The sequence below is a fragment of the Paraburkholderia caledonica genome, from assembly GCF_000383275.1.
In the GTDB taxonomy this organism is placed as follows: Bacteria; Pseudomonadota; Gammaproteobacteria; order Burkholderiales; family Burkholderiaceae; genus Paraburkholderia; species Paraburkholderia caledonica.
On record NZ_KB911050.1, the window covers coordinates 1 to 21369 of the forward strand.

A 21369-nucleotide genomic window follows, 5' to 3' on the forward strand; every position below is an offset into this window, starting at 1 on the left:
GCGGCGCCGCGCATGCAGTCGTACGAGATCGAGATCGACTCGCACGAGCGCATGCTGCTCGACGCGCTGGTGAAGCTGAAGGCACTGGACGAGACGCTGTCGTTCCGCCGTTCGTGCCGCGAAGGCGTGTGCGGTTCGGACGCGATGAACATCAACGGCAAGAACGGTCTGGCGTGTCTGACGAACCTGAACGACCTGCCGCAGAAGATCGTGCTGCGTCCGCTGCCGGGGCTGCCGGTGGTGCGCGACCTGATCTGCGACTTCACGCAGTTCTTCAACCAGTACCACTCGATCAAGCCGTACCTGATCAACGACACGCCCCCGCCGGAGAAGGAGCGTCTGCAGTCGCCGGAAGAGCGCGACGAGCTCGACGGGCTCTACGAATGCATTCTGTGCGCGAGCTGCTCGACGTCGTGCCCGAGCTTCTGGTGGAATCCGGACAAGTTCGTGGGCCCGGCGGGTCTGCTGCAGGCGTACCGTTTCATCGCGGACAGCCGTGACGAAGCCACCGGCGAGCGGCTCGACAATCTGGAAGACCCGTACCGCCTGTTCCGCTGCCACACGATCATGAACTGCGTCGACGTCTGCCCGAAAGGACTGAACCCGACCAAGGCGATCGGCAAGATCAAGGAATTGATGGTGCGTCGCGCGGTTTGAAGCACTTCCGATAGAACCTATCGGCATAGCATCGCGTTTGCCTGGAGTCTCGCTCCGAGACTCCAGCGCTACACGTTCAATCGCAGTTACAGATAGCTGCAGACGTAGTCGAGCGTTTCGATCACGTCGATGTCGAAGCGGCTCTTGCCGGGCACCGAAAACGACTCGCCCGCGAGATAGGTCTTCCATTCGTCGCTGCCTTCAAGGCGGATGCGGCACTGGCCGGCTTGCACTTCCATCAGTTCAGGCGCGTCCGTTCCGAAGTTGAGCGTGCCCGGCAAAATCACACCCAGCGTCTTGCGCGTGCCGTCCGCGAAGAGAACGGTGTGCGAAACGCACTTGCCGTCGAAATAGACGTTGGCACGTTTGATAACGGAAACGTGATCGAATTGCGTTGCGGCCGTCATGGCGGTCTTCCTATGAATCGTCGTGAAGGAATGCGTTGGCGCTGCGTTGCGGCAGCCCGTTGTGCGTGGTCTGCGTCGACCGTTTGCGCGAGCTTGCGGTCGAGCGCAACTCGCCATCATACAGACGTCGCGCATCGACATCGGCATAACGCCGAACATCAATCAGGCTTACGCCAGCGGCCCGAATCCGGACACACGACGACCGGTTCGCCATTCAGCAATACCTGCTCTTCAGCGGGCTGTGAGATGGGTAAAGGTGCAACGTCGAATTCGACTTGAAGCGCGCGTGCGACATGTACGTCTTCGATAGGAAGCTCCCACGTCAGGAAGATCTGCACACTATCGCGATCCGGCGTGAAGTCGTCCACGTTGAAGCCGCTGCTACCTCGCCGGATCACACCATGGGGCTGACCTGTGTCGAATATCACGGCCGTTCCGCGGGTCAACGGAATGCGCTGCCCCGAAGAGGCGAAATGCAGGTCGAGCCCCTTGTCGTCGCTCAGGAACAGGTTGCAGAATGCCGCGCCGCCGTACTGCATGGCGTCATGGTGATACGTGGCCCCGCGGCAAGCCATTAAGGCGACGTCGCTGGAGGCAAGTACGTCGGGCAATCCGAGTGAGCGCGTCCAGTCCGACATCGCCTGAACACAGAGCGTGTAATCCGGCCAACGCATACGTGTTCGCGCGAAAGGCATGACTTCGACATCGCCGGGATCGAGAACCATGCGCGACGACGTCTCCCTCTCCCAGTCGACCAGCACACGATGAGGCAGTTCGGGCACGTCGACGATGCCCGACAGCACGATGTCGCTCACGCGCCGTGTGCGAATGGCGTCGCCACTGGAGAAACAGGAGATCAGCATGTCTGGCGCTCGATGCCATTGGAAGGACGAAACATCCGCACATTGTAGCGATAGCGAGCCGCTCGCTCGCGCTGCGCCAGCCGCTTGCTAGTCAACGGAACTACCGCCCGCCGCTGCATAACGGCCGGGGGTGGTTCCCGTTGCGCGCCTGAACATGTCGATGAAAGCGCTCACGTTCTCGTAGCCTAGTTCGAGTGCAATGGTCGTGACGCTGACACCATCGGCGACCAGTTCCAACGCGCGCAGCAATCTGGCCTGCGCGCGCCATTGCGCAAAGCTGAGCCCCGTCTCGGCGACGAACCGCCTGCTCAGCGTGCGCGGCGAAAGCCCTGCCCACTCGGCCCATTGTTCGAGACGGCGCGTGTCGGACAGATTGCAAACGAGCGCGTCGGTGATGCGCACCAGCCGTGCGTCTTCTGGGCTCGGCAAGCCCAGCAATTCTGCCTTGGACGCCGCCAGTTCGTCCAGGATCACCTCGGCGACCCGCGTCTGTTGCACATCGAGCAGCGACCCGTTCCAGCTTGCTGCTCGCCGAACAGCGGCTCGCAGCAGCGGCGTGGTGCGGACCGAGCGCGGCTCACGCGGTAACGCATCGCACCTGTGCTCCGCAATGAACACGCTCCACCCTGAAAACGGGCCATGCGAGCGGATCGAATGCTCGCAATGCGGCGGAATCCATATCGCGTGAATTGCGGGAACGACCCATTGTTGTCGCTTCACGCCGACCGAAACGAGCCCGCTCAATGCGCCCATTAATTGCCCGCGCGCATGGGCATGCGACGACACCGCGCGCGATTCGCGCTGCGTGAGTTCTGCGGCAGCAAGGAACGGCCCGTCGGGCGATGTCACTAGCTCTGGGCGAATCAGCGGAGTGGTCATGGCTGGAAATCCGTATCGAATGGCCTTTATACCTGAGACGCGCCGCCGCTGCATGCCTACACTGAGCGCACTACCACTTCGAGGAACTCACTGCGATGAGAGCCGATCAGCTTCTTCCAGACCACGTCGATTCCGTCGACGTTCGTGGCGTGACGATCCGCAAGGGCACCGTCGCGGCCTTTCTTGCCAATGCGCGTATCTGGAGCGACCGCGCCTCCAGCGAGACGGCGCGTGAGCGAGCCGCCGCCGATATTGTCGAGGCATTGCCGGCCTTGCGCGCGTCGGGACTGTTCGATGTGCTTACCATTATCGATCCGGCATTGCGTGCATGGATCGACGCGCAGCCGCTTACTTGTTCGCTCGACGAGGTGCAACGATGAAAGCAGCCGTCGTTATGCAAGCCGGCCACATGCCCGTCTATGGGGACTTCCCTGAACCTGTACCCGCGGATGGCCACGTGGTGATCGACGTCGAGGCTTCCGCCCTCAGCCATGTCACGCGCGGGAGAGCGTCCGGCACGCACTATTCGTCGTCGCAGACGTTGCCGTTCGTACCCGGTATCGACGGTGTCGGGCGCCGCCCGGACGGCACGCGCGTTTATTTCTTCGGACCCAGCGAGCCGTCAGGCGGTTTCGCGCAGCGAACCCTGGTCGCGCAGAAGCAGTGCATCGTCATTCCGGAGGCACTCGAACCTGTCGCCGCGGCGGCCCTGGCCATTCCCGGCATGTCGTCGTGGACAGCCCTCACCGAGCGCGCAAAATTCGTTGCCGGCGAGACTGTACTGGTGAACGGTGCGACGGGTGCATCGGGACGCCTCGCCGTGCAGATTGCGAAGCATCTCGGGGCCGCAAAAGTGATTGCAACAGGGCGGCATCCGCAAACCCTCAGCCGACTCCAGGCCGTGGGCGCGGACTGCGTGATCTCGCTCGATCAGGACGAGCCGGCGTTGAACCGTGCGCTGCAACCGCACTTTCGTGACGGCGTTGACGTGGTGCTCGACTACTTGTGGGGCGCGAGCGCGTTGACGCTGCTGACAGCCGCGGCGCGGTCGCTTCCCGGCGGTTATCCGATGCGTTTCGTGCAGATCGGCTCGATCGCCGGCGCCGCTGTTGCATTGCCGGCCGCAGCGCTGCGCGCTTCGGCAATCACGTTGCTCGGCAGCGGTATAGGCAGCATTCCTTTCGAGCGGCTTCTGCACGCGGTGCGCGAGGTGCTCCAAGCGGCCGTGCCGTCGCGCTTCGAAATCGATACACGCGCGGTTCCTCTTGCAGAACTAGCGACGCATTGGGAAGACAATGGGAGTCGCGCGCGCACGGTTTTTATCATGTAAGAGTGACGGGTGGGCGTTGCAGCAAAAGCACGAACGCGGCATGCAAGGCCTTCAATCCTCTCGCTTGTGTCTATGCGCGCATCGCACCGATCGACTAAGCACGATCGCAGGGCGAGACGCACGTAAAGGACAGCCGGTTCGGCACGACGGCAACTGACGCGCATTGATCGAACGGTGGCCGCGTCGCCGAACCCTGGCAGATGAAATTCGATGCGCGTGCGCGAGCCGGCAACAATTCCAGCCACAGCGACGCGCTGGCGTTGATACATCTTCACTGCTGCGCATGCTTCGCTGCGTCTTCGATCACCGCGGCGACTTCCTTGGGACGCGATTCATACACGGAGTGGCTTGCCCCCGCCAGTACCGTGGTGTGGCTATGCGCGCGCTGGTAGTAAAAGCGCTCGAGGTCCGGATTGATGATCTTGTCGTCGGCTGCCACGATGCCCCAGCTCGGCTTCATGGTCCAGGCGGCGACCTTCATCGGCTCGGAGAAGACCTTGGCTGCCGTGAGAATCTGCGCCCGTGACTCGAACTCCGCTTCCTTGAGCGGCAGATCGGCTGCGAAATCTTTCGCGAAATCGGCGGGATTCAGATAGGTGTAACCGTCGTCCGTCTTCTTGATGGCGCCTGCCTGCTGCGACGTGTAGCTGGGCATCTTCTTACCCAGATCGCTTTCGTCTTCGCCCACTGCCGGCGCATGAGCCGCGACGTATACGAGCCCCGCTACTTTCGGATCGACGCCAGCCTCGGTTATCACCGAGCCGCCATAGCTATGCGCGACCAGAATGGTGGGACCGTCCTGCATGTCGATCACCCGCTTCGCTGCGGCCACGTCGTCGTCGAGCGAGGTCAGCGGCTCCTGCACCATTGTGACGTGGTAGCCGTCTTTGGTCAGGATGTCATAGACCGGTCTCCACCCCGAGCCGTCGACCCACGCGCCATGAACGAGAACGATATTGCGGATCGGCGCTTTGGCGGGTTGCGTGTCCTGCGCCATTGCGCTGGCGGATGCGAACATGCATGCAGACAAGGAAAGAACCGTTGCGGCTAATGGCAAGCTTTTCACGGCGAAACTCCATTGATAACGATTGGATAACCAGGTGGGATCCTGCGCATGACTGCATGGTCCACAGGATCCGACTTGCGGCACTTAACTACCGGCGTAGAGGTTGCAGAAGCTAACCGGGCCGACGCAAGCAGATTGCATTGCTGTATGCGACGCAGCACCCGACGCCAAACTGCCGCTTTGCGCAACACCGCCGACGGCTTGCATCGTCAGTTGCTGATCGCTTTGTGCTGCGACTTTTGCTTCCGCTGCCTGGACATCTGCCGGGTAGTTAACATCGTCACCGCTGGTAGGCCGATATCCAGCGTGCTCGACTCGAACGAGATCCGCACGAACTTCCGCACGTGTGAGCGGAGCGCTGCTTTGAGCGAAGCTGAGTACCGGAGCGCCGAGAGCGGAAACGGCGAGAGCGAGGCTTACGAACAATTTGGACATGATCAATACTCCTTAATTAAGTGAATGGTTCGCGGCGGCAAGCCGCGGATAAAATCGCTTTGCACAGATCGGCAGGATCATCTCCGCCGAACAACAATTACTATCGGATTCCTAACTATCTGACTTTCCGGTCTCACGGGTTGGCATTCGTTCCTTCGAACTTCCTTCTCGTCGGGTTCCGGATTAATGCGTTTGCATCTGGCTACATAGGGGCAAACACAGGGCCCCGACGTTTATTCCAAAGTTTTTTGAAATTGATGGACCGCGGCGCTCACCTCGCGGCGAACCTTAGCAGTCGGCGTGCAAGCGGACATAAAGGAAAATGCAAGGAATGCGTTTGCGAGCCCGCGCACAAACGCCTGTTTGTTTCCGCGACGCATGCGGTTGCGCGGCCCGGCATCCTGGTAAGAGACGTCGCGAAGTGCGCGTTCGCGCCGCCCTTATAGCTGGTAGCGGAAGATTCTGGACTTATCTACCCTGAAAATCAGCGAAAGATGCGTCCAGCTGACGAGCCTATAACCGCGCTTCTCAAGATAGTCGTACACTTTCGAGCCGACGACATCCCGCATTGAAGTAGATGAGGATTCGACAATGATGATTTTCGGCTTGTACTTTTCAATATTGATCGACATCAACACCTGATAATCGTGACCTTCGGCGTCGATGGAAAGCAGGTCGATCTCATGATCGGAGTAACGGCTATGTTCGAGCACGTCGTCCAACGTCGTGGTCTCGACGCTGCGCACCGATGTAGGCGACGCCGTTCCATTTGCGGCTACTTCGGGATCGAGAGTGGAGGTCAACCCATAGCTCGAGAAGTTATAGACGTTCTTCACAGCCTTTTCGCTTGAAATAGCCGCACACACATTGGTATCGGATGCCCGCGCGAGTCTGAACGCCTCGATCTTGATGGGGTCCATATCAATGTTGATGCCCCGCCAGCCGCGCTTGTACAACGCATACGTATTTGAAAACTTGATTGGGTGATAAGCACCCACATCCACATAGACGCCCTTGGAGCACGCAGGGCTGATTATCTCGCGGAGCACAGCATCTTCTCCGAACTGGGAATAATACAAGCGTGCTCCCCGTGTCAGCCACGTTTTCCGCACAAGCCAAAGAAAATGCCCGAAGGTCTTAAGCGAACTCATGGTAGCCCCACGCCCTGAAATGGATGCGATGGCGGAAGACTAATCAACATTCAGCGCTTTTCAAGGACATTAACTCAACGAATTGGGCCTTTCAGAAACAGGGGCCTATCATTTGCGTCTTTCGAAGACTTGATGTGCTAAGTCTTTAACACCCCTCAGCAGGCCGTCACTTTATTCTCAGTGCCTGAAAATCACCGCATAAAAAGATCTGCTTGATGTCGCGGGCTCGCAGCCCGGAAGAAGCGATTATGTCGTTGCTTTCGGGCCAGCATAGGATCTCTAGAACTTCGCAATCTGCGGAATCATGGCCGCCTGGCCACGCACCACGCCTGAGTCGTCGAATAACTGCCACACCGTTGCATGCTCTATCCAGAAACGCTGTCCGGACTTCGTAATGCGAATGCCGCGATACCCGGTGACGAAACCGTCGCGCGCGACCTGATCCAGAAACGCCTGGCGCTCCCCGCGCTCCGGAAGTTCCGCTGAAAGCCGCGAGCGCAGAGACGTGATCTCGTCCCAGTCGTATCCGAAGATCGTCTGCGCTTTTGAGTTGCCATAGATGAACATCGGGTCGGTCTGCGTATCGTGCGCGAGAAGGCCGAACGGCGCCGACGAATAGAGCCATGCAGCACCCTCCGTGTCGCTAATATCGGACGGCACCAGCGATTTACCGAGCAAACGGCGATAGCTATTCGTGAGGAGGCGGAAGAATTCGACATCCGTCTTCAGTGACATGGTGTAGATCGCTCCAAATCTGGTTATCCAAAGCAGTGCAATGGGACCATTGTGAATACCGCTCGTCGCAACACGTGCGAGATTACGCAAATCACGACCGTTCTATCAACCGACAGAGAGAACGGGATCGATCTCTTTGTGCGTGAAGCCAAACCTCGCCATTTGCTCGCGATGCGCGGCCGAGCCCAAATACGATCGCAATTCACGGTTGACCGCATGGCGCAGATCATTGCTGTTCTTGCTGAACGAAAATGCACCGAAGGGTATTTCGAGCGCGCTGCCTGTCACTGGCCGATGCTCGACTGCACGGAGCACCGAGCCGCCAATGCGCTCAGCCAGTATGCGATTCCCGAGGGCGGTGCTCGCATAAGCGTCAACGGTGCCTGCGCGAACTGCCTCTATCGCTTCAGCCTGCTGCTGATAGACGACAATCTGGTCCTCGCTTACGCCAGCCGCTCTGGCCGACTCGTGCTGCACCTGTCCTGCGATGATGCCAAGCCGGGCATCGCGCCGCTCGGCGACCGACGCATAGCTGTCCAGCGCCTTGTCGTTGTCTGTACGAACGAGAAAGCCGTCTGCCATCGCCCAGACTGGAACGCTGAAGGCCACCTGCTGTGCCCGCTCCGGCGTGATGAACAGAGGAACATTCATATCCCAGCGGCCAGTTGCTACACCATCGAGCAACTCGCTAAATGTAGTGAGGCGATGCTCGATCTCCGTCGCACCAATGGCACGAAGAACAACCGTGGCCAGATCGATATCGGCGCCCATAGCCGCGCCGTTCGGTCCGCTCCATCCAAACGGAGGTTCTTCCAGGTACGCGATCCGAATCTTCATTGCTGCCTCGCAAATCCGCGACGTCGATGGTGCGTCGATTGTACTGGCGCACGCGGCATCGCAAGAAAACGCAAAGTTCGACGCAAAGAAAAAGCCACCCATGAAGGGTGGCTTTTTCAATGTTTGGTGGGCCTCCCGTGAGTCGAACACGGCACCAACGGATTATGCTAACCAGCTACGGCTTTCGCCGCCCCTTTCGGGTTTGTGGTCTGGACTGTCTCTTGTCTTTACGACCTGCCCGTTCAGTCTCTACACGTTCTCTCAAAGAGAGCTTCGCTCGGGATTGCCACGCTGCGAGAACAGCAGAGGTTTCCCCGAATTTGAGCAGTTCTACCAAGGGGCAGAGCTAACTTACCCCAAGGCAACCCATTCATGACTCACCATGCCGTGCTGCATGGTTTAGGTGAGTCTTTGCTAAGTCCGCTGCTCTAACCAAGCATGAGCTAGAGGCCCTGAGAACTCGAGATTTTACCGTATCTGAAGCGACCAACGTACAGCATGTTGCGCATGCCTGTTCGTCGAGTGGCCGCCATACTACACGAAAAAGGGGCCTCCGCGACCGCTCCGCCTTGACGGAACGATTGGGAGACCCCTTCAAACTGCTACTTACTCACTATGGCCACACCTGCCGATCAGTTGCCCTCAAGGAACGACTTGAGTTTGTCCGAGCGGCTCGGATGACGCAGCTTGCGCAGCGCCTTTGCCTCGATCTGACGAATCCGCTCACGCGTGACGTCGAACTGTTTGCCGACTTCTTCAAGCGTGTGATCGGTGCTCATCTCGATACCGAAACGCATGCGCAGCACCTTCGCTTCGCGCGGCGTCAACGAATCGAGCACGTCCTTGACGACGTCGCGCATGCTCGCATGCAACGCGGCGTCCGCCGGCGCTACGGTGTTCGTATCTTCGATAAAGTCGCCCAGATGCGAATCGTCGTCGTCACCAATCGGCGTTTCCATCGAGATCGGCTCTTTCGCGATCTTCATGATCTTGCGGATCTTGTCTTCCGGCATTTCCATCTTCTCGGCCAGCGTTGCCGGATCCGGCTCGAGACCGGTTTCCTGCAGAATCTGACGCGAGATGCGGTTCATCTTGTTGATCGTTTCGATCATGTGAACCGGAATACGGATCGTGCGCGCCTGGTCCGCGATCGAACGCGTGATGGCCTGACGGATCCACCACGTTGCATACGTGGAAAACTTGTAGCCACGACGATATTCGAACTTGTCCACCGCCTTCATCAGGCCGATGTTGCCTTCCTGAATAAGGTCGAGGAACTGCAGACCGCGGTTCGTGTACTTCTTCGCAATCGAGATCACGAGACGCAGGTTTGCCTCGGTCATTTCGCGCTTCGCCTGGCGCGCCTTCAGTTCGCCGGCCGCCATTTGACGGTTGGTTTCCTTCAGGTCCTTCAGCGGCAGCACCACACGCGCCTGCAGATCCAGCAGACGTTGTTGCTGCTCGCGAATGGCCGGAATGTTCCGCGTGAGGATCGCGCTGTACGCGTGACCTTCGCTGACGATCTTGTCGGCCCACTCGAGGTCCGTTTCGCTACCCGGGAAACGCGCGATGAACTCCGCACGCGGCATGCCGCACTTGTCGACCACCGTATGCAGAATCTGACGCTCGACCTGACGCACTTCGTCCACCTGCGCACGCAACGTGTCGCACAAACGCTCGACGGTGCGCGCGGTGAAGCGGATCGTCATCAGTTCGTTCTGGATGGTTTCCTGCGCTTTCAGGTACGACTTCGACTTGTAGCCTTCCTTCTCGAACGCGCGACGCATCTTGTCGAACCATTCGCTGATCAGGGCGAATTTTTCGAGCGACGCACGCTTGAGCGCTTCCATCTGCGCTGCGTTGGCCGTGGCCTGCGCGGTGCCGTCGTCTTCTTCTTCGTCCTCTTCGTCTTCTTCCTCGGCTTCGTCGTCCTCGCTCTCGATCGCTTCCGCTTCCTGCACGGAGAAGCCGTCCGCGTCTTCTGCGTCGGCGTCGATCAGGCCGTCGACCAGTTCGTCGATGCGGATTTCCTCGTTCGCGACGCGCTCTGCCATGGCGAGAATGTCGGCGATCGTGGTCGGACACGCGGAGATGGCCATCACCATGTGCTTCAGGCCGTCTTCGATGCGCTTGGCAATTTCAATTTCGCCTTCGCGCGTCAGCAGTTCGACCGTGCCCATTTCGCGCATGTACATGCGCACCGGGTCGGTCGTGCGGCCGAATTCCGAGTCGACGGTGGACAGCGCAACTTCCGCTTCTTCTTCGACTTCGTCGTCTGACGAAGCGGCGGGCGCGTTGTCGTTCAGCAGCAGCGTTTCAGCGTCGGGCGCCTGCTCGTACACAGCCACGCCCATGTCGTTGAACGTGCTGATGATGCCTTCGATCGCCTCGGTCTCGGTGAAGTTGTCCGGCAGGTGATCGTTGATTTCAGCGTACGTGAGGAAACCGCGCTCCTTGCCGAGCTTGATGAGCGCGCGCAATTTGGAGCGACGCTCCTCGAGTTCCTCCACCGTGCCGGGCGCCGATGAAGAAAACGCGTCTTTCAGAAGCGCCTTTTCTTTGGCACGGCGGTCGCGAGCCTTGGCCTTTTCCACTTTGCCGGAAGCGGCCACAGGGGTTTCTTCGCTCTGGGTTGCGTCGTCATCGACGGGTACTTCATTCAGCTTTTTCGTCATGGAGTTCGCCGTACCGGCTGTAGTCTCGACTCGCGGCTGGTGGACAACAGCCGGTTGAACCGTGGATACTGGAGTCTCGCGCACTGCCGCATCGTCCTGCGCGACAGCCGCTTCCCTTGCGCTTCTGACACCCGGTCGTTTCGCGGCCGGAGGTGGTACAGTTTTCGCCGCCTTGGCGACCGCCTTTGCCATCTGAGCCGGCTCCGCTCGCGCGGCCGGAGTGGCTAAAGACTTCTTCCCGGCAGCCGGTGTAACGCTAACGGCAGACGCTTTCCGGACGGAAGAATCTAACCTGGCCGAAGTGACCTTTCTGGTCTGCTCCCTGGAGCGTGGGCCGGGTGTGTTCTTTCCGTCTGTAGTCTTTGCCATCGCATCGCCTTTTCGCCTTTGCTAGGAAAACCCTTTGAAAAACAAACCGCTGGAAACCTTTTATTATACCACTCAGGTTTCTGCGCTTCCGCCTACAAGCCGAGCTGGCGCTTCATGTCAGCCCGCTTCCTGTTGAGCTCTGCAAGCTCCGCGAACTCCTCCGGCGTGTGCCGGGATTGTCGTGAAAGTTGCTCGAGACGATCGCAATAAGCGTCGTATCGCATCTTCAGAATCGCCGCTTTCAGCTCCTCTCCGACGATCCTCTCCTGCTCGCGCCGCTCTTCTATGACGGTCGCATCTTCCGGGTCCTTCAGCAACAAATCCCGGACATTTTCATCATAGTCCAGAATTTTGCGAAAGATTTCCTCGAAAGTTGGGGCGTTTGCGCCGTTTCGCAATAGGTCAGAGAGCAATTGAAACTCCGCCGAATCGCCGAGTGCGCGCGCATGCGTCGTCACTTCTTCAAATAGTTCGCCGTGCCGGGTCACGGTGAGAAGCGCCTGTTCGGCTTCTTCGTCGAGCACCGCGACCGTGCGCGGATACATCACAAGATTGCGCAGCGTCTTTTCTTCGATCCCAGTCACGCTGCGCCGGTCCTTACGGGCCGGCGCCGAACGCGCCGCCGCCGCAATGCGCGAGTCGACCTCGCAGAGCGCGGCAACCTCGTCGAACGGCACGTCGAGCCGATCGGCGAACATATGCATGATCTGCGCGCGCAGTGCATTGGCCGGCAGCGCCTGGAGCAGCGGCTTGGCGTCGAACAGCGCACGCGCACGGCCTTCCGGCTGGTCCAGCTCCTTGCCGGCGAGCACCTCGTTGAGCATGAACTGCGAGAGCGGCATGGCGCGTTCCACCTGCTCGGCGAACGCCTCGGTACCAAACTCGCGGACGTAGCTGTCCGGGTCGTGTTCAGCCGGCAGAAACAGGAAGCGAATGGTCCGGTTGTCAGCCGCGTGCGGCAAACAGGCGTCCAATGCGCGCCGCGCGGCGCGCCGGCCGGCCGAATCGCCGTCGAAACTGAAGATGACCGTGTCTGTCTGGCGCATCAGTTTCTGCACATGGATCGGCGTGCAGGCCGTACCCAACGTCGCGACCGCGTTCTGAAACCCCAGTTGGGCCAGCGCGACCACGTCCATATAACCTTCGACGACCAGCACGTAGTGCTGTTCCCGGATCGCAAGGCGGGCCTCGAAAAGCCCGTACAACTCGCTGCCTTTGTTAAATAGAGGCGTTTCCGGCGAATTCAAATACTTCGGTTCGCCGCCGTCCAGCACCCGGCCGCCGAAGCCAATTACCTGCCCCTTCACGTTGCGTATAGGGAACATGATCCGCTCGCGAAAGCGGTCGTAGCGGCGATTCTGGCCCTGCGCGTCCGACTTCTCGCTGACGATGACCAGACCCGATTCGACCAGGGAATCGTCGCGATAGTTCGGAAAAGCCGCTTCCAGGTTCTGCCAGCCGTCCGGCGCGTAGCCCAACCCGAAGCGAGCGGCGATCTCGCCGGTCAGGCCGCGTTTCTTCAGATATTGAATTGCGACAGGCGCGCCGCGCAATTGCTTGCGGTAGTAGTCGCAAGCCGTCTGCATGACGTCGGAAAGCGCGGTAGTTACTGCTTTCGAGGCCGCCGGTGCATAGCCGCCGGAACCGCCGCCTCCGTAGCCCGGCGAAGGCTCGTTCGGCACCGTCAACCCGACGGATTGCGCGAGTTCGTTGACTGCCTCGGGGAACGAGGCGCCGACGTGTTCCATCAGAAAGCCAATGGCCGTTCCATGCGCGCCGCAGCCGAAGCAGTGATAAAACTGCTTGGTCGGGCTCACCGTGAACGACGGGCTTTTCTCGTTATGAAACGGACACAGCCCCATGAAGTTCGCGCCGCCCTTCTTCAACTGCACGTACCGCCCCACCACGTCGACGATATCGACGCGGTTGAGCAGATCCTGCAGGAATGACGGAGGAATCACGTTAGACGACGCCAGCTTAGGAGCTCGATACCGCGCGCGCCGCCCATGGCGGCCGCGCGGGCCACAACGCGCGGTTTACTTCGCGAGCGCGGCTTTGACTTGCGCGGAAACGGCGGTCATGTCGGCACGACCGGCGAGCTTCGGCTTCAGCACGCCCATCACCTTGCCCATGTCCTGCGGGCCGGCGGCACCGGTTTGCGCGACGGCGGCCTGCACCTCGGCGACGATCTCCGCCTCCGACATCTGCGCGGGCATGTACGCCGACAGAATAGCCAGCTCGGCCTTTTCCTTGTCCGCGAGGTCCGTGCGGCCCGCGCCTTCGAACTGGCTGATCGAGTCCTTACGCTGCTTGATCATCTTGTCGATCACAGCAGTGATTGCAGTGTCGTCGAGCGTCACGCGCTCGTCGACTTCACGTTGCTTGATCGCGGCGAGCAACAGGCGAATCGTGCCGAGACGCTCCGTTTCACGTGCCCGCATGGCGGCTTTCATATCGTCGTTGATCCGGTCTCTGAGGCTCATTACTCACCTGAATGCGTTGAAAATTGAAAAACCGGCCGAGTGGACTGCATCGACATTCACCAACACGAATACCCGCTTGGGACAGCTTCCTCAAGCGGGTTGGCGCAATGTGCGTAGTGGATGCGACCCTGCCGGCTGGTCCGAAAAGACCTTGTTTTCCGAGGCAGCACCTGTTGTGCCGTCACCGGTTGCATGTCGCGGCTCCGTTTGAGCGGAACAGCGGCAACGCCAGAATCAGTAGAATTTCTTTGGCAGCATCTGGCCACGCAGACGCTTGAAATGACGCTTCACCGCAGCCGCCTTCTTGCGCTTACGCTCAGCCGTAGGCTTTTCGTAAAATTCGCGCGCACGAAGTTCCGTCAACAAACCGTTTTTCTCCATGGTGCGCTTGAAACGGCGCATGGCGACTTCAAACGGCTCGTTCTCTTTTACGCGGATGGTCGTCATTTTTCAATAACGGAACTTTGTAAAGGTTCAGGAGTATAGCAGAGCTTTCTCACAAAGCCATTGCGCCGTCAAGCCCCCCGGGCATACTCTGCAGCGGCCTCGCCGGCCGCCACGCCTGATGCCCAGGCCCACTGGAAATTGTAGCCGCCGAGCCAGCCCGTTACGTCGACCGCCTCGCCGATGAAGTACAGGCCCGGCGCGCGGGCGCTCATCATCGAGGTCGACGAAAGGTCGCGTGTATCCACGCCACCGCGGGTCACTTCGGCCTTGCGGTAGCCTTCGGTGCCGTTCGGCGTGAGCGTCCAGCGTGACAAGGCTTCGCCAACACGGCGAAGCACCTTGTCCGGCAGGTCGGCCACGCGTGCTTCGGCGGGAATCTGATGGGTCTCGAGCCACACGTGGGCAAGCCGCTGCGGCACCCATTCCGACAACAGATTCGCAATCTGACGCCGCGTCCCGGTCTTCGCCTCAAGTAGCGCCGCGGCGGCGTCGCGGTCCGGCAGCAGGTTGATGTGAATCGGCTCCCCCGGCTGCCAGTAGCTGGAGATCTGCAGCACGCCCGGCCCTGAGAGGCCGCGGTGCGTGAGCAGCAGGTCTTCTTCGAATTCAGCGCCGGACTTCTTGTTGCCGGTCGCGATCCGCACCTCCAGCGACACGCCGGAGAGCGCCGAAAACGGCTCCCAGTCGGCGGCGGCGAACGTGAGGGGAACGAGCGCGGGACGCATGTCGATGAGCTTGTGGCCGAACTGCTTGGCAAGACGATAGGCAAAGTCGGTGGCGCCGATCTTCGGGATCGACAAGCCGCCCGTAGCGACGACAAGCGCCCGAGCCGCGATTGAACCCGCGCTCGTGTCGAGCGTGTAGCGGCCTTCCACGTCCTGCCTCACATGTTCGACCGAGAGCGGCGCACGCCATGCGACCCGTCCCGCGTCGCACTCGTTTTTCAGCACGTTGATGACGGCGTCGCTCGACTCGTTGCAGAAAAGCTGCCCTTTATGCTTCTCGTGCCACGTCACATGATGCCGCTTGAGCAGCGCCATGAAGTCGCGCGGTGTATATCGGGCGAGCGCCGAGCGGCAAAAATGCGGATTCGCCGACAGATAATTGGCCGGGCCCGCATACACGTTCGTGAAGTTGCAGCGGCCGCCGCCCGAGATCCGGATCTTCTCCGCGAGGCGCTGCGAGTGATCGATCAGCACCACGCGCCGGCCGAGTTGCCCGGCCACCGCCGCGCACATCATGCCGGCCGCGCCCGCGCCGATCACTGCAATATCGTAGGATTCCATGGGGCCGCATTGTACCTGCGCGCCTGCGGCGTCCTGGCTCGCACTGCTATACTTTAACGCTTATCTTTTTGCATTTCGGGTGCGTCCAAGCGCCCGTTTCAGCCCACCAGACATGCTCGTTCTCGGCATCGAAAGCTCCTGCGACGAAACCGGCCTCGCGCTCTACGACACCGAGCGCGGCCTGCTCGCGCACGCGCTGCATTCGCAGATTGCGATGCATCGCGAGTACGGCGGCGTGGTGCCCGAACTGGCGTCCCGCGACCACATCCGGCGCGCGCTGCCCTTGCTCGAAGAGGTCATGGAGCGGTCGGGCACGGCACGCGGCGACATCGACGCGATCGCCTACACGCAAGGGCCGGGGCTCGCGGGCGCCCTGCTGGTGGGCGCGAGCGTCGCCAATTCGCTTGCCATGGCCTGGGACAAGCCGACCATCGGCATTCATCATCTTGAAGGGCATTTGCTGTCGCCTTTGCTTGTCGACGAGCCGCCGCCGTTTCCGTTCGTCGCGTTGCTGGTGTCGGGCGGCCATACGCAATTGATGCGCGTGACCGACGTGGGCGTCTACGAAACGCTGGGCGAAACGCTCGACGACGCAGCGGGCGAGGCCTTCGACAAAACCGCCAAGCTGCTCGGCCTCGGCTATCCCGGCGGCCCAGAGGTTTCGCGCATGGCCGAATTCGGCACGCCGGGCGCGGTGGTGCTGCCGCGTCCCATGCTGCATTCAGGCGATCTGGACTTCAGCTTCAGCGGCCTTAAAACGGCCGTGCTGACGCACGCAAAAAAGCTTGGCGGCGCGAATATCTGCGAGCAGGCGAAAGCGGATCTGGCGCGCGGCTTCGTGGACGCTGCCGTCGAAGTGCTCGCAACCAAGTCGCTCGCCGCGCTCAAGCGCACGAAGCTCAACCGGCTAGTCGTGGCGGGGGGTGTGGGCGCGAACCGGCAGTTGCGCGAGGCCCTTTCGGCCGCCGCGCAAAAGCGCAACTTCTACGTGCATTACCCGGACCTGTCGCTGTGCACGGACAACGGCGCAATGATTGCGCTCGCAGGCGCGTTGCGGCTGCAACGCTGGCCCGGTCAGTCGGGCAAGGACTACGCGTTCACCGTCAAACCCCGCTGGGATCTGACGTCACTCGCACGCTGAATGCTTCGCGAACGGCGCGTTACGCCGACAAAAAAGCCGCTTGTTTAGAGCGGCTGTTTTCATGCAATCAGGATTTCGCGGCAAAGCGTCAAACCAACCGCTTATCACGCTCGATCACGGCGTACGCGCTGTGATTGTGAATCGACTCGAAGTTCTCAGCTTCCAGCACGTATGCGACGATCCGCTCATCCGCGTTCAGACGCTGCGCGACGTCGCGCACCAAGTCCTCGACGAACTTCGGGTTTTCATACGCGCGCTCGGTCACGAATTTCTCGTCCGGACGCTTGAGCAAGCCCCACAGCTCACACGACGCCTCTTCCTCGGCGATACGGATCAGGTCTTCTACCGCGACCTCGCCCGCCAGTTCCGCGTTGATCGTCACATGCGAGCGTTGGTTGTGCGCGCCGTACTGCGAGATTTTCTTCGAACACGGACAGAGGCTCGTGACCGGCACGAGCACTTTCAGGAACAGACGGGTTTCGCCGTTACGCGTGTCGCCGGTCAGCGTCACTTCGTAATCGAGCAGGCTCTGCACGCCGGACACCGGCGCGGTCTTGTTCACGAAGTAAGGGAACGACACTTCGATGCGGCCCGCCTCGGCCTCGAGTTTCGTCAGCATCGCGGCGAGCATGTTGCGGAACGTTGCGGGTTCCAGCGGCGCCTTGTTCTCTTCGAGCAACGCGACGAAGCGCGACATATGCGTGCCCTTTTGCTCTGCGGGCAAATGCACGTCGAGATTCCATGTGCCGACCGTCGGCTGGGCCTCACCGCTTGGCATGCGCACCGTCAGTGGATGGCGAACCGCCTTGACGCCGACCCGCTGAATTGGAATCTGGCGGGTATCGGGCGTGCTTTGCACGTCTGGCATCACAAAGGCGGGATTCATCTGATTCATGTTCTTGTCCTTTCAGGAAGACGCCGACCCGCCTCAGGCGTGCGGCTCCGCAGATAGCCATGCGCCGGAGCAAATTTGCCGGCCTTTAAGGCTGCCCGTACAGGGCTTTGCGGAGCGAGGGGTTCGGGAGTCCTCAGCGGCCGCGCGGAGCAGAAACCGCAACGGCAAACGCCGGCCCCTGCCGGCGTTCGATGATGAGCCACGCACGGGCCCATCGATTCAAGTTAGCGACTTCTATTGCCACCATGGCAACGGACGGCGCACTACGCGGTGCCGGGCTTTACGGCGCGCCAGTCGATATGTTTTTTATCGCCTGGCTCGCCGACAAGCTAATCAACTGACCTTAAGCGACGCGCTTGACCGACGATTGGCCGGCCACGGCACCGCTCGACAAAAAGCGTTCGCGAATCGACTTCGCAATGCCCGCGGCGTCGAGGCCGCACGCGGCGAGCAGCTTGGCCGGATCTCCGTGATCGATGAAGCGGTCGGGCAAGCCCAATTGCAATACCGGCCGCGTAACCCCACTCGCGAGCAGCGCCTCGACGCATGCCGAGCCCGCACCACCCATCACGCAGCCTTCTTCGACGGTGACGATGGCGTCATGCGTTTCAGCGAGTTGACGCACGAGGTCAGCGTCGAGCGGCTTCACGAAACGCATGTTGGCCACGGTGGCGTCGAGTTGCTCTGCAGCTGCCAGAGACGGCGCGACCATCGTGCCGAACGCCAGAATCGCGATGCGCTTGCCCGCCGGTTGTGACGTCTCGCGGCGCACTTCGCCCTTGCCAACAGGCAGAGCAGCCATTTGCTTGACGGTGGCCACGCCGGTGCCGGCGCCGCGCGGATAACGCACGGCCGTCGGACACGATTGCTGCAACGCCGTGTACAACATCTGACGGCATTCGTTTTCGTCGGACGCGACCATCACCATCATGTTCGGGATGCAGCGCATGAACGCGAGGTCGTAAGCACCTGCGTGCGTCGCGCCGTCCGCGCCGACCAGACCTGCGCGGTCGATCGCGAACACGACCGGCAGATTTTGCAGCGCGACGTCGTGGATCAGTTGATCGTAGGCGCGTTGCAGGAACGTGGAGTAAATCGCGACGACAGGCTTCATGCCCTCGGCCGCGAGACCACCAGCGAAGGTGACTGCGTGCTGCTCGGCGATACCCACGTCGAAGTAGCGGTCCGGGAAGCGCTTCTCGAACTCCACCATGCCGGAACCTTCACGCATGGCCGGCGTGATGCCGACCACGCGCGCGTCCAGTTCGGCCGCGTCGCAAAGCCACTCGCCGAACACCTGCGTGTAGGTTTTCTTGGACGGCGCGACAGCCGGCTTGATGCCTTCAGCGGGATTGAACTTGCCCGGGCCGTGATACAGCACCGGATCAGCCTCGGCGAGCTTGTAGCCCTGGCCCTTCTTGGTGACCACGTGCAGGAATTGCGGACCGCGCAGTTCCTTGATGTTTTGCAGCGTAGGGATCAGCGAATCGAGGTCGTGACCGTCGATCGGGCCGATATAGTTGAAGCCGAATTCCTCGAACAGCGTGGCCGGCACGATCATGCCCTTCGCGTGCTCTTCGAGCTTGCGGGCCAGATCGAGCATGGGCGGCGCGACGCGCAGCACGCGCTCGACGCCCGCACGCGCCGCGGCGTAAAAGCGGCCCGACATGAGACGCGCGAGATGGCGATTGAGCGCGCCGACCGGCGGCGAAATCGACATGTCGTTGTCGTTCAGGATGACGAGCAGCGGCACGTCGTCTTCTACGCCGCCATTGTTCAATGCCTCGAAGGCCATGCCCGCCGTCATTGCGCCGTCGCCGATCACGGCGATGCCCATGCGGTTATCGCCCTGCAGCTTGCTGGCGACCGCCATGCCGAGTGCCGCCGAAATCGACGTGCTCGAATGCGCAGTGCCGAACGTGTCGTATTCCGACTCGTCGCGTTTAGGGAAACCGGAGATGCCGCCCAATTGGCGCAGCGTGTGCATTCTGTCCCGACGGCCCGTCAGGATCTTGTGCGGATACGTCTGATGGCCGACGTCCCACACGATGCGGTCGTGCGGCGTGTCGAACACATAATGCAGAGCAATGGTCAACTCGACCGTGCCGAGGTTGGACGAAAGATGGCCGCCCGTCTGCGACACGCTGTCGAGCACAAAGGCGCGCAACTCGTCGGCAAGCGGTTGCAATTGGCGGCGATCGAGGCGGCGCAGGGCTGCCGGGTCGTCGATGGTTTTCAGCAAGTCGTACATCGTCGTTCCATTGTAGGAAAACTTACGCGCCCGCACTTCATACATGCGCCTGGTGGGGACGGCGCGCGGCGGCGGGCTTTCGCGTTCAGCTGACCCGGTTCACCACCAGATCTGCCAATTCGGCAAGACGCTGCGCGCGCGCGCCGAACGGCGCTAGCGCGGCGTGCGCGTCGCTGCGCAGCTGCGCTGCCAGCGAACGCGATGCGTCGAGCCCAATAATCGACACGTAGGTCGGCTTGCCGTCCTTCGCGTCTTTACCTGCTGTCTTGCCGAGCGTCGCCGAGTCGGTGGTGACGTCGAGAATATCGTCGACGACCTGAAACGCGAGGCCGACCGCGGCCGCGTATGCGTCGAGCGAACGCATGGCGTTCGCGTCCGGCGCTTCACCCGCCAGCGCGCCCATGCGCACCGCGGCGCGCAGCAACGCGCCGGTCTTCATGCGGTGCATGGTTTCGAGTTGCGTACGCGTGAGCGTGTGACCGACGCTTGCAAGGTCGATTGCCTGACCGCCGCACATGCCGATCGAACCGCTGGCAAGAGCCAGTTCGCGCACGAGCGCCGCCTGCTGCGCGGGCGCCAGAACCTCGGAAGTCAACGCGACGAACGCCTGCGACTGCAATGCGTCGCCGACCAGCAGTGCCGTCGCTTCGTCATATTTGACGTGTACCGTGGGTTTGCCGCGGCGCAGCGCGTCGTCGTCCATGCACGGCATGTCGTCGTGCACGAGCGAGTACACGTGGATCATTTCGAGCGCAGCCGCTGCTGCATCGAGACACTCGGCGCGCGCGCCGGTCAGCTCGCCTGCTGCATGGCACAGCAGCGGGCGAACCCGCTTGCCGCCGCCCAGCACGGCGTAGCGCATCGCCTCATGCAGATTGGCCGGCTCCGTTGTTTCAGCCGGCAGGTAGTGTTCGAGTGCCGTTTCGACGCGCTCGAGCACCGAGCGCGTCCATTGTTCGAATGTCATAGGTCGTCCCCGCTTTCAGTAGCGGCTGTTCCTGCGGTATTCACGGGCAGTGGCTTGAGCGTCTCGCCGTCGAGCACCCGCACCTGCTGCTCGACTTTCTCGAGCTGCTGCTGGCAAAACGCAACCAGAGCCGCGCCACGCCGATAGGCGGAGAGCGATTCTTCGAGGCTGAGATTGCCGCTTTCCATGCGTGCAACGAGCCCTTCAAGCTCTGCCTGCGCCGCCTCGTAGTTCTCAGGCAGCGGCGCGCTATCGACGCCTTCGGCCGGCGCCGCAGCAGTATCGTTCGACGCGGTCTTCGCCATGAATAGTCGCAAAATTAAAACAAGTCGGACATTCTACGGCAAAAGAGACAAATCCGACTCGCCAGCCGACCTTCGGGCCGCCTGTCCGCCCTTCGCCGCCCTGTCAGTCTCGCAGAAAAAAAACGATTGGTCTGCGGCGAAAAGGCCGAACTTTCTCGACATTTTTGACCCAAATCAGTGACTTAACTGT

Annotated in this window: 21 protein-coding genes; 4 read left to right on the forward strand and 17 right to left on the reverse strand. The window is 61.1% G+C overall.

What is annotated here, in order from left to right; genetic code table 11:
• The coding region (locus H281_RS0130825; RefSeq protein ID WP_020070982.1) for a succinate dehydrogenase iron-sulfur subunit at window positions 1-657 on the forward strand (657 nt) is incomplete at its 5' end.
• Window positions 658-743: 86 nt separating this feature from the next.
• Here the strand turns inward: H281_RS0130825 and ppnP are convergent.
• The 3 genes from ppnP to H281_RS0130840 all read right to left on the reverse strand — a co-directional run bounded on the left by ppnP (window position 744) and on the right by H281_RS0130840 (window position 2806).
• Complete coding sequence (gene ppnP, locus H281_RS0130830; RefSeq protein WP_020070983.1) at window positions 744-1064, reverse strand: pyrimidine/purine nucleoside phosphorylase; 321 nt, start codon at window positions 1062-1064, stop codon at window positions 744-746.
• 158 nt (window positions 1065-1222) lie between these two features.
• A complete protein-coding gene (locus H281_RS0130835; RefSeq protein ID WP_020070984.1) occupies window positions 1223-1927 on the reverse strand; it encodes a hypothetical protein in 705 nt (234 codons plus the stop codon).
• An 87-nt stretch (window positions 1928-2014) separates the two neighbouring features.
• Window positions 2015-2806 (reverse strand): AraC family transcriptional regulator, encoded by a 792-nt coding sequence (locus tag H281_RS0130840; protein WP_020070985.1) that lies wholly within the window; start codon window positions 2804-2806, stop codon window positions 2015-2017.
• 95 nt (window positions 2807-2901) lie between these two features.
• Between H281_RS0130840 and H281_RS0130845 the strand changes: the two genes are divergently transcribed.
• Complete coding sequence (locus H281_RS0130845) at window positions 2902-3186, forward strand: hypothetical protein (protein ID WP_020070986.1); 285 nt, start codon at window positions 2902-2904, stop codon at window positions 3184-3186.
• On the forward strand, window positions 3183-4136 hold the full coding sequence (locus H281_RS0130850; RefSeq protein WP_020070987.1) for a quinone oxidoreductase family protein: 954 nt from the start codon (window positions 3183-3185) through the stop codon (window positions 4134-4136). The genes H281_RS0130845 and H281_RS0130850 overlap by 4 nt, the downstream gene beginning before the upstream one ends.
• Window positions 4137-4407: 271 nt before the next feature.
• Here the strand turns inward: H281_RS0130850 and H281_RS0130855 are convergent, their stop codons facing one another.
• The 10 genes from H281_RS0130855 to H281_RS0130900 form a co-directional block, all read right to left on the reverse strand.
• Window positions 4408-5154 carry an alpha/beta hydrolase gene (locus H281_RS0130855; protein ID WP_020070988.1) on the reverse strand — a complete coding sequence of 249 codons (747 nt, stop codon included), beginning with the start codon at window positions 5152-5154 and terminating at the stop codon, window positions 4408-4410.
• A 132-nt stretch (window positions 5155-5286) separates the two neighbouring features.
• On the reverse strand, window positions 5287-5637 hold the full coding sequence (locus H281_RS0130860) for a DUF4148 domain-containing protein (RefSeq protein WP_020070989.1): 351 nt from the start codon (window positions 5635-5637) through the stop codon (window positions 5287-5289).
• Between the two features lie 440 nt (window positions 5638-6077).
• Window positions 6078-6788, reverse strand: coding sequence for an FkbM family methyltransferase (locus H281_RS0130865; protein ID WP_033379740.1), 711 nt, complete (start codon window positions 6786-6788; stop codon window positions 6078-6080).
• A 279-nt stretch (window positions 6789-7067) separates the two neighbouring features.
• Window positions 7068-7523: an MEKHLA domain-containing protein gene (locus H281_RS0130870; RefSeq protein WP_020070991.1), complete on the reverse strand. Its 456-nt coding sequence runs from the start codon at window positions 7521-7523 to the stop codon at window positions 7068-7070.
• Between the two features lie 105 nt (window positions 7524-7628).
• Window positions 7629-8360 carry a transporter substrate-binding domain-containing protein gene (locus tag H281_RS0130875; RefSeq protein ID WP_027805091.1) on the reverse strand — a complete coding sequence of 244 codons (732 nt, stop codon included), beginning with the start codon at window positions 8358-8360 and terminating at the stop codon, window positions 7629-7631.
• 632 nt (window positions 8361-8992) lie between these two features.
• Entirely contained in the window at window positions 8993-11404 is a 2412-nt protein-coding gene (gene rpoD / locus H281_RS0130880; protein ID WP_027805092.1) for an RNA polymerase sigma factor RpoD, read from the reverse strand.
• Window positions 11405-11496: 92 nt separating this feature from the next.
• The gene (dnaG, locus tag H281_RS0130885) at window positions 11497-13365 is read right to left on the reverse strand and encodes a DNA primase (RefSeq protein WP_020070994.1); all 1869 of its coding nucleotides are present in this window, start codon (window positions 13363-13365) and stop codon (window positions 11497-11499) included.
• A gap of 75 nt (window positions 13366-13440) precedes the next feature.
• Window positions 13441-13887, reverse strand: a complete 447-nt coding sequence (locus H281_RS0130890) for a GatB/YqeY domain-containing protein (protein WP_027805093.1) — start codon at window positions 13885-13887, stop codon at window positions 13441-13443.
• 234 nt (window positions 13888-14121) lie between these two features.
• Complete coding sequence (gene rpsU, locus H281_RS0130895; protein ID WP_020070996.1) at window positions 14122-14334, reverse strand: 30S ribosomal protein S21; 213 nt, start codon at window positions 14332-14334, stop codon at window positions 14122-14124.
• Between the two features lie 68 nt (window positions 14335-14402).
• A complete protein-coding gene (locus tag H281_RS0130900) occupies window positions 14403-15620 on the reverse strand; it encodes a BaiN/RdsA family NAD(P)/FAD-dependent oxidoreductase (RefSeq protein WP_020070997.1) in 1218 nt (405 codons plus the stop codon).
• Between the two features lie 112 nt (window positions 15621-15732).
• Here H281_RS0130900 and tsaD point away from each other — a divergent pair, with 112 nt between their 5' ends.
• Window positions 15733-16761 carry a tRNA (adenosine(37)-N6)-threonylcarbamoyltransferase complex transferase subunit TsaD gene (tsaD, locus tag H281_RS0130905; protein ID WP_020070998.1) on the forward strand — a complete coding sequence of 343 codons (1029 nt, stop codon included), beginning with the start codon at window positions 15733-15735 and terminating at the stop codon, window positions 16759-16761.
• A gap of 88 nt (window positions 16762-16849) precedes the next feature.
• On the opposite strand, the gene folE2 is transcribed toward tsaD, so the two are convergent.
• From folE2 to H281_RS0130930, 4 genes are all read right to left on the reverse strand, one after another.
• Entirely contained in the window at window positions 16850-17656 is an 807-nt protein-coding gene (gene folE2, locus H281_RS0130910) for a GTP cyclohydrolase FolE2 (RefSeq protein WP_020070999.1), read from the reverse strand.
• Between the two features lie 343 nt (window positions 17657-17999).
• Window positions 18000-19907 carry a 1-deoxy-D-xylulose-5-phosphate synthase gene (gene dxs, locus H281_RS0130920; RefSeq protein WP_020071001.1) on the reverse strand — a complete coding sequence of 636 codons (1908 nt, stop codon included), beginning with the start codon at window positions 19905-19907 and terminating at the stop codon, window positions 18000-18002.
• Window positions 19908-19992: 85 nt separating this feature from the next.
• Complete coding sequence (locus tag H281_RS0130925; protein WP_020071002.1) at window positions 19993-20874, reverse strand: polyprenyl synthetase family protein; 882 nt, start codon at window positions 20872-20874, stop codon at window positions 19993-19995.
• Entirely contained in the window at window positions 20871-21179 is a 309-nt protein-coding gene (locus H281_RS0130930) for an exodeoxyribonuclease VII small subunit (RefSeq protein WP_020071003.1), read from the reverse strand. The genes H281_RS0130925 and H281_RS0130930 overlap by 4 nt, the downstream gene beginning before the upstream one ends.
• Window positions 21180-21369: the final 190 nt, after the last annotated feature.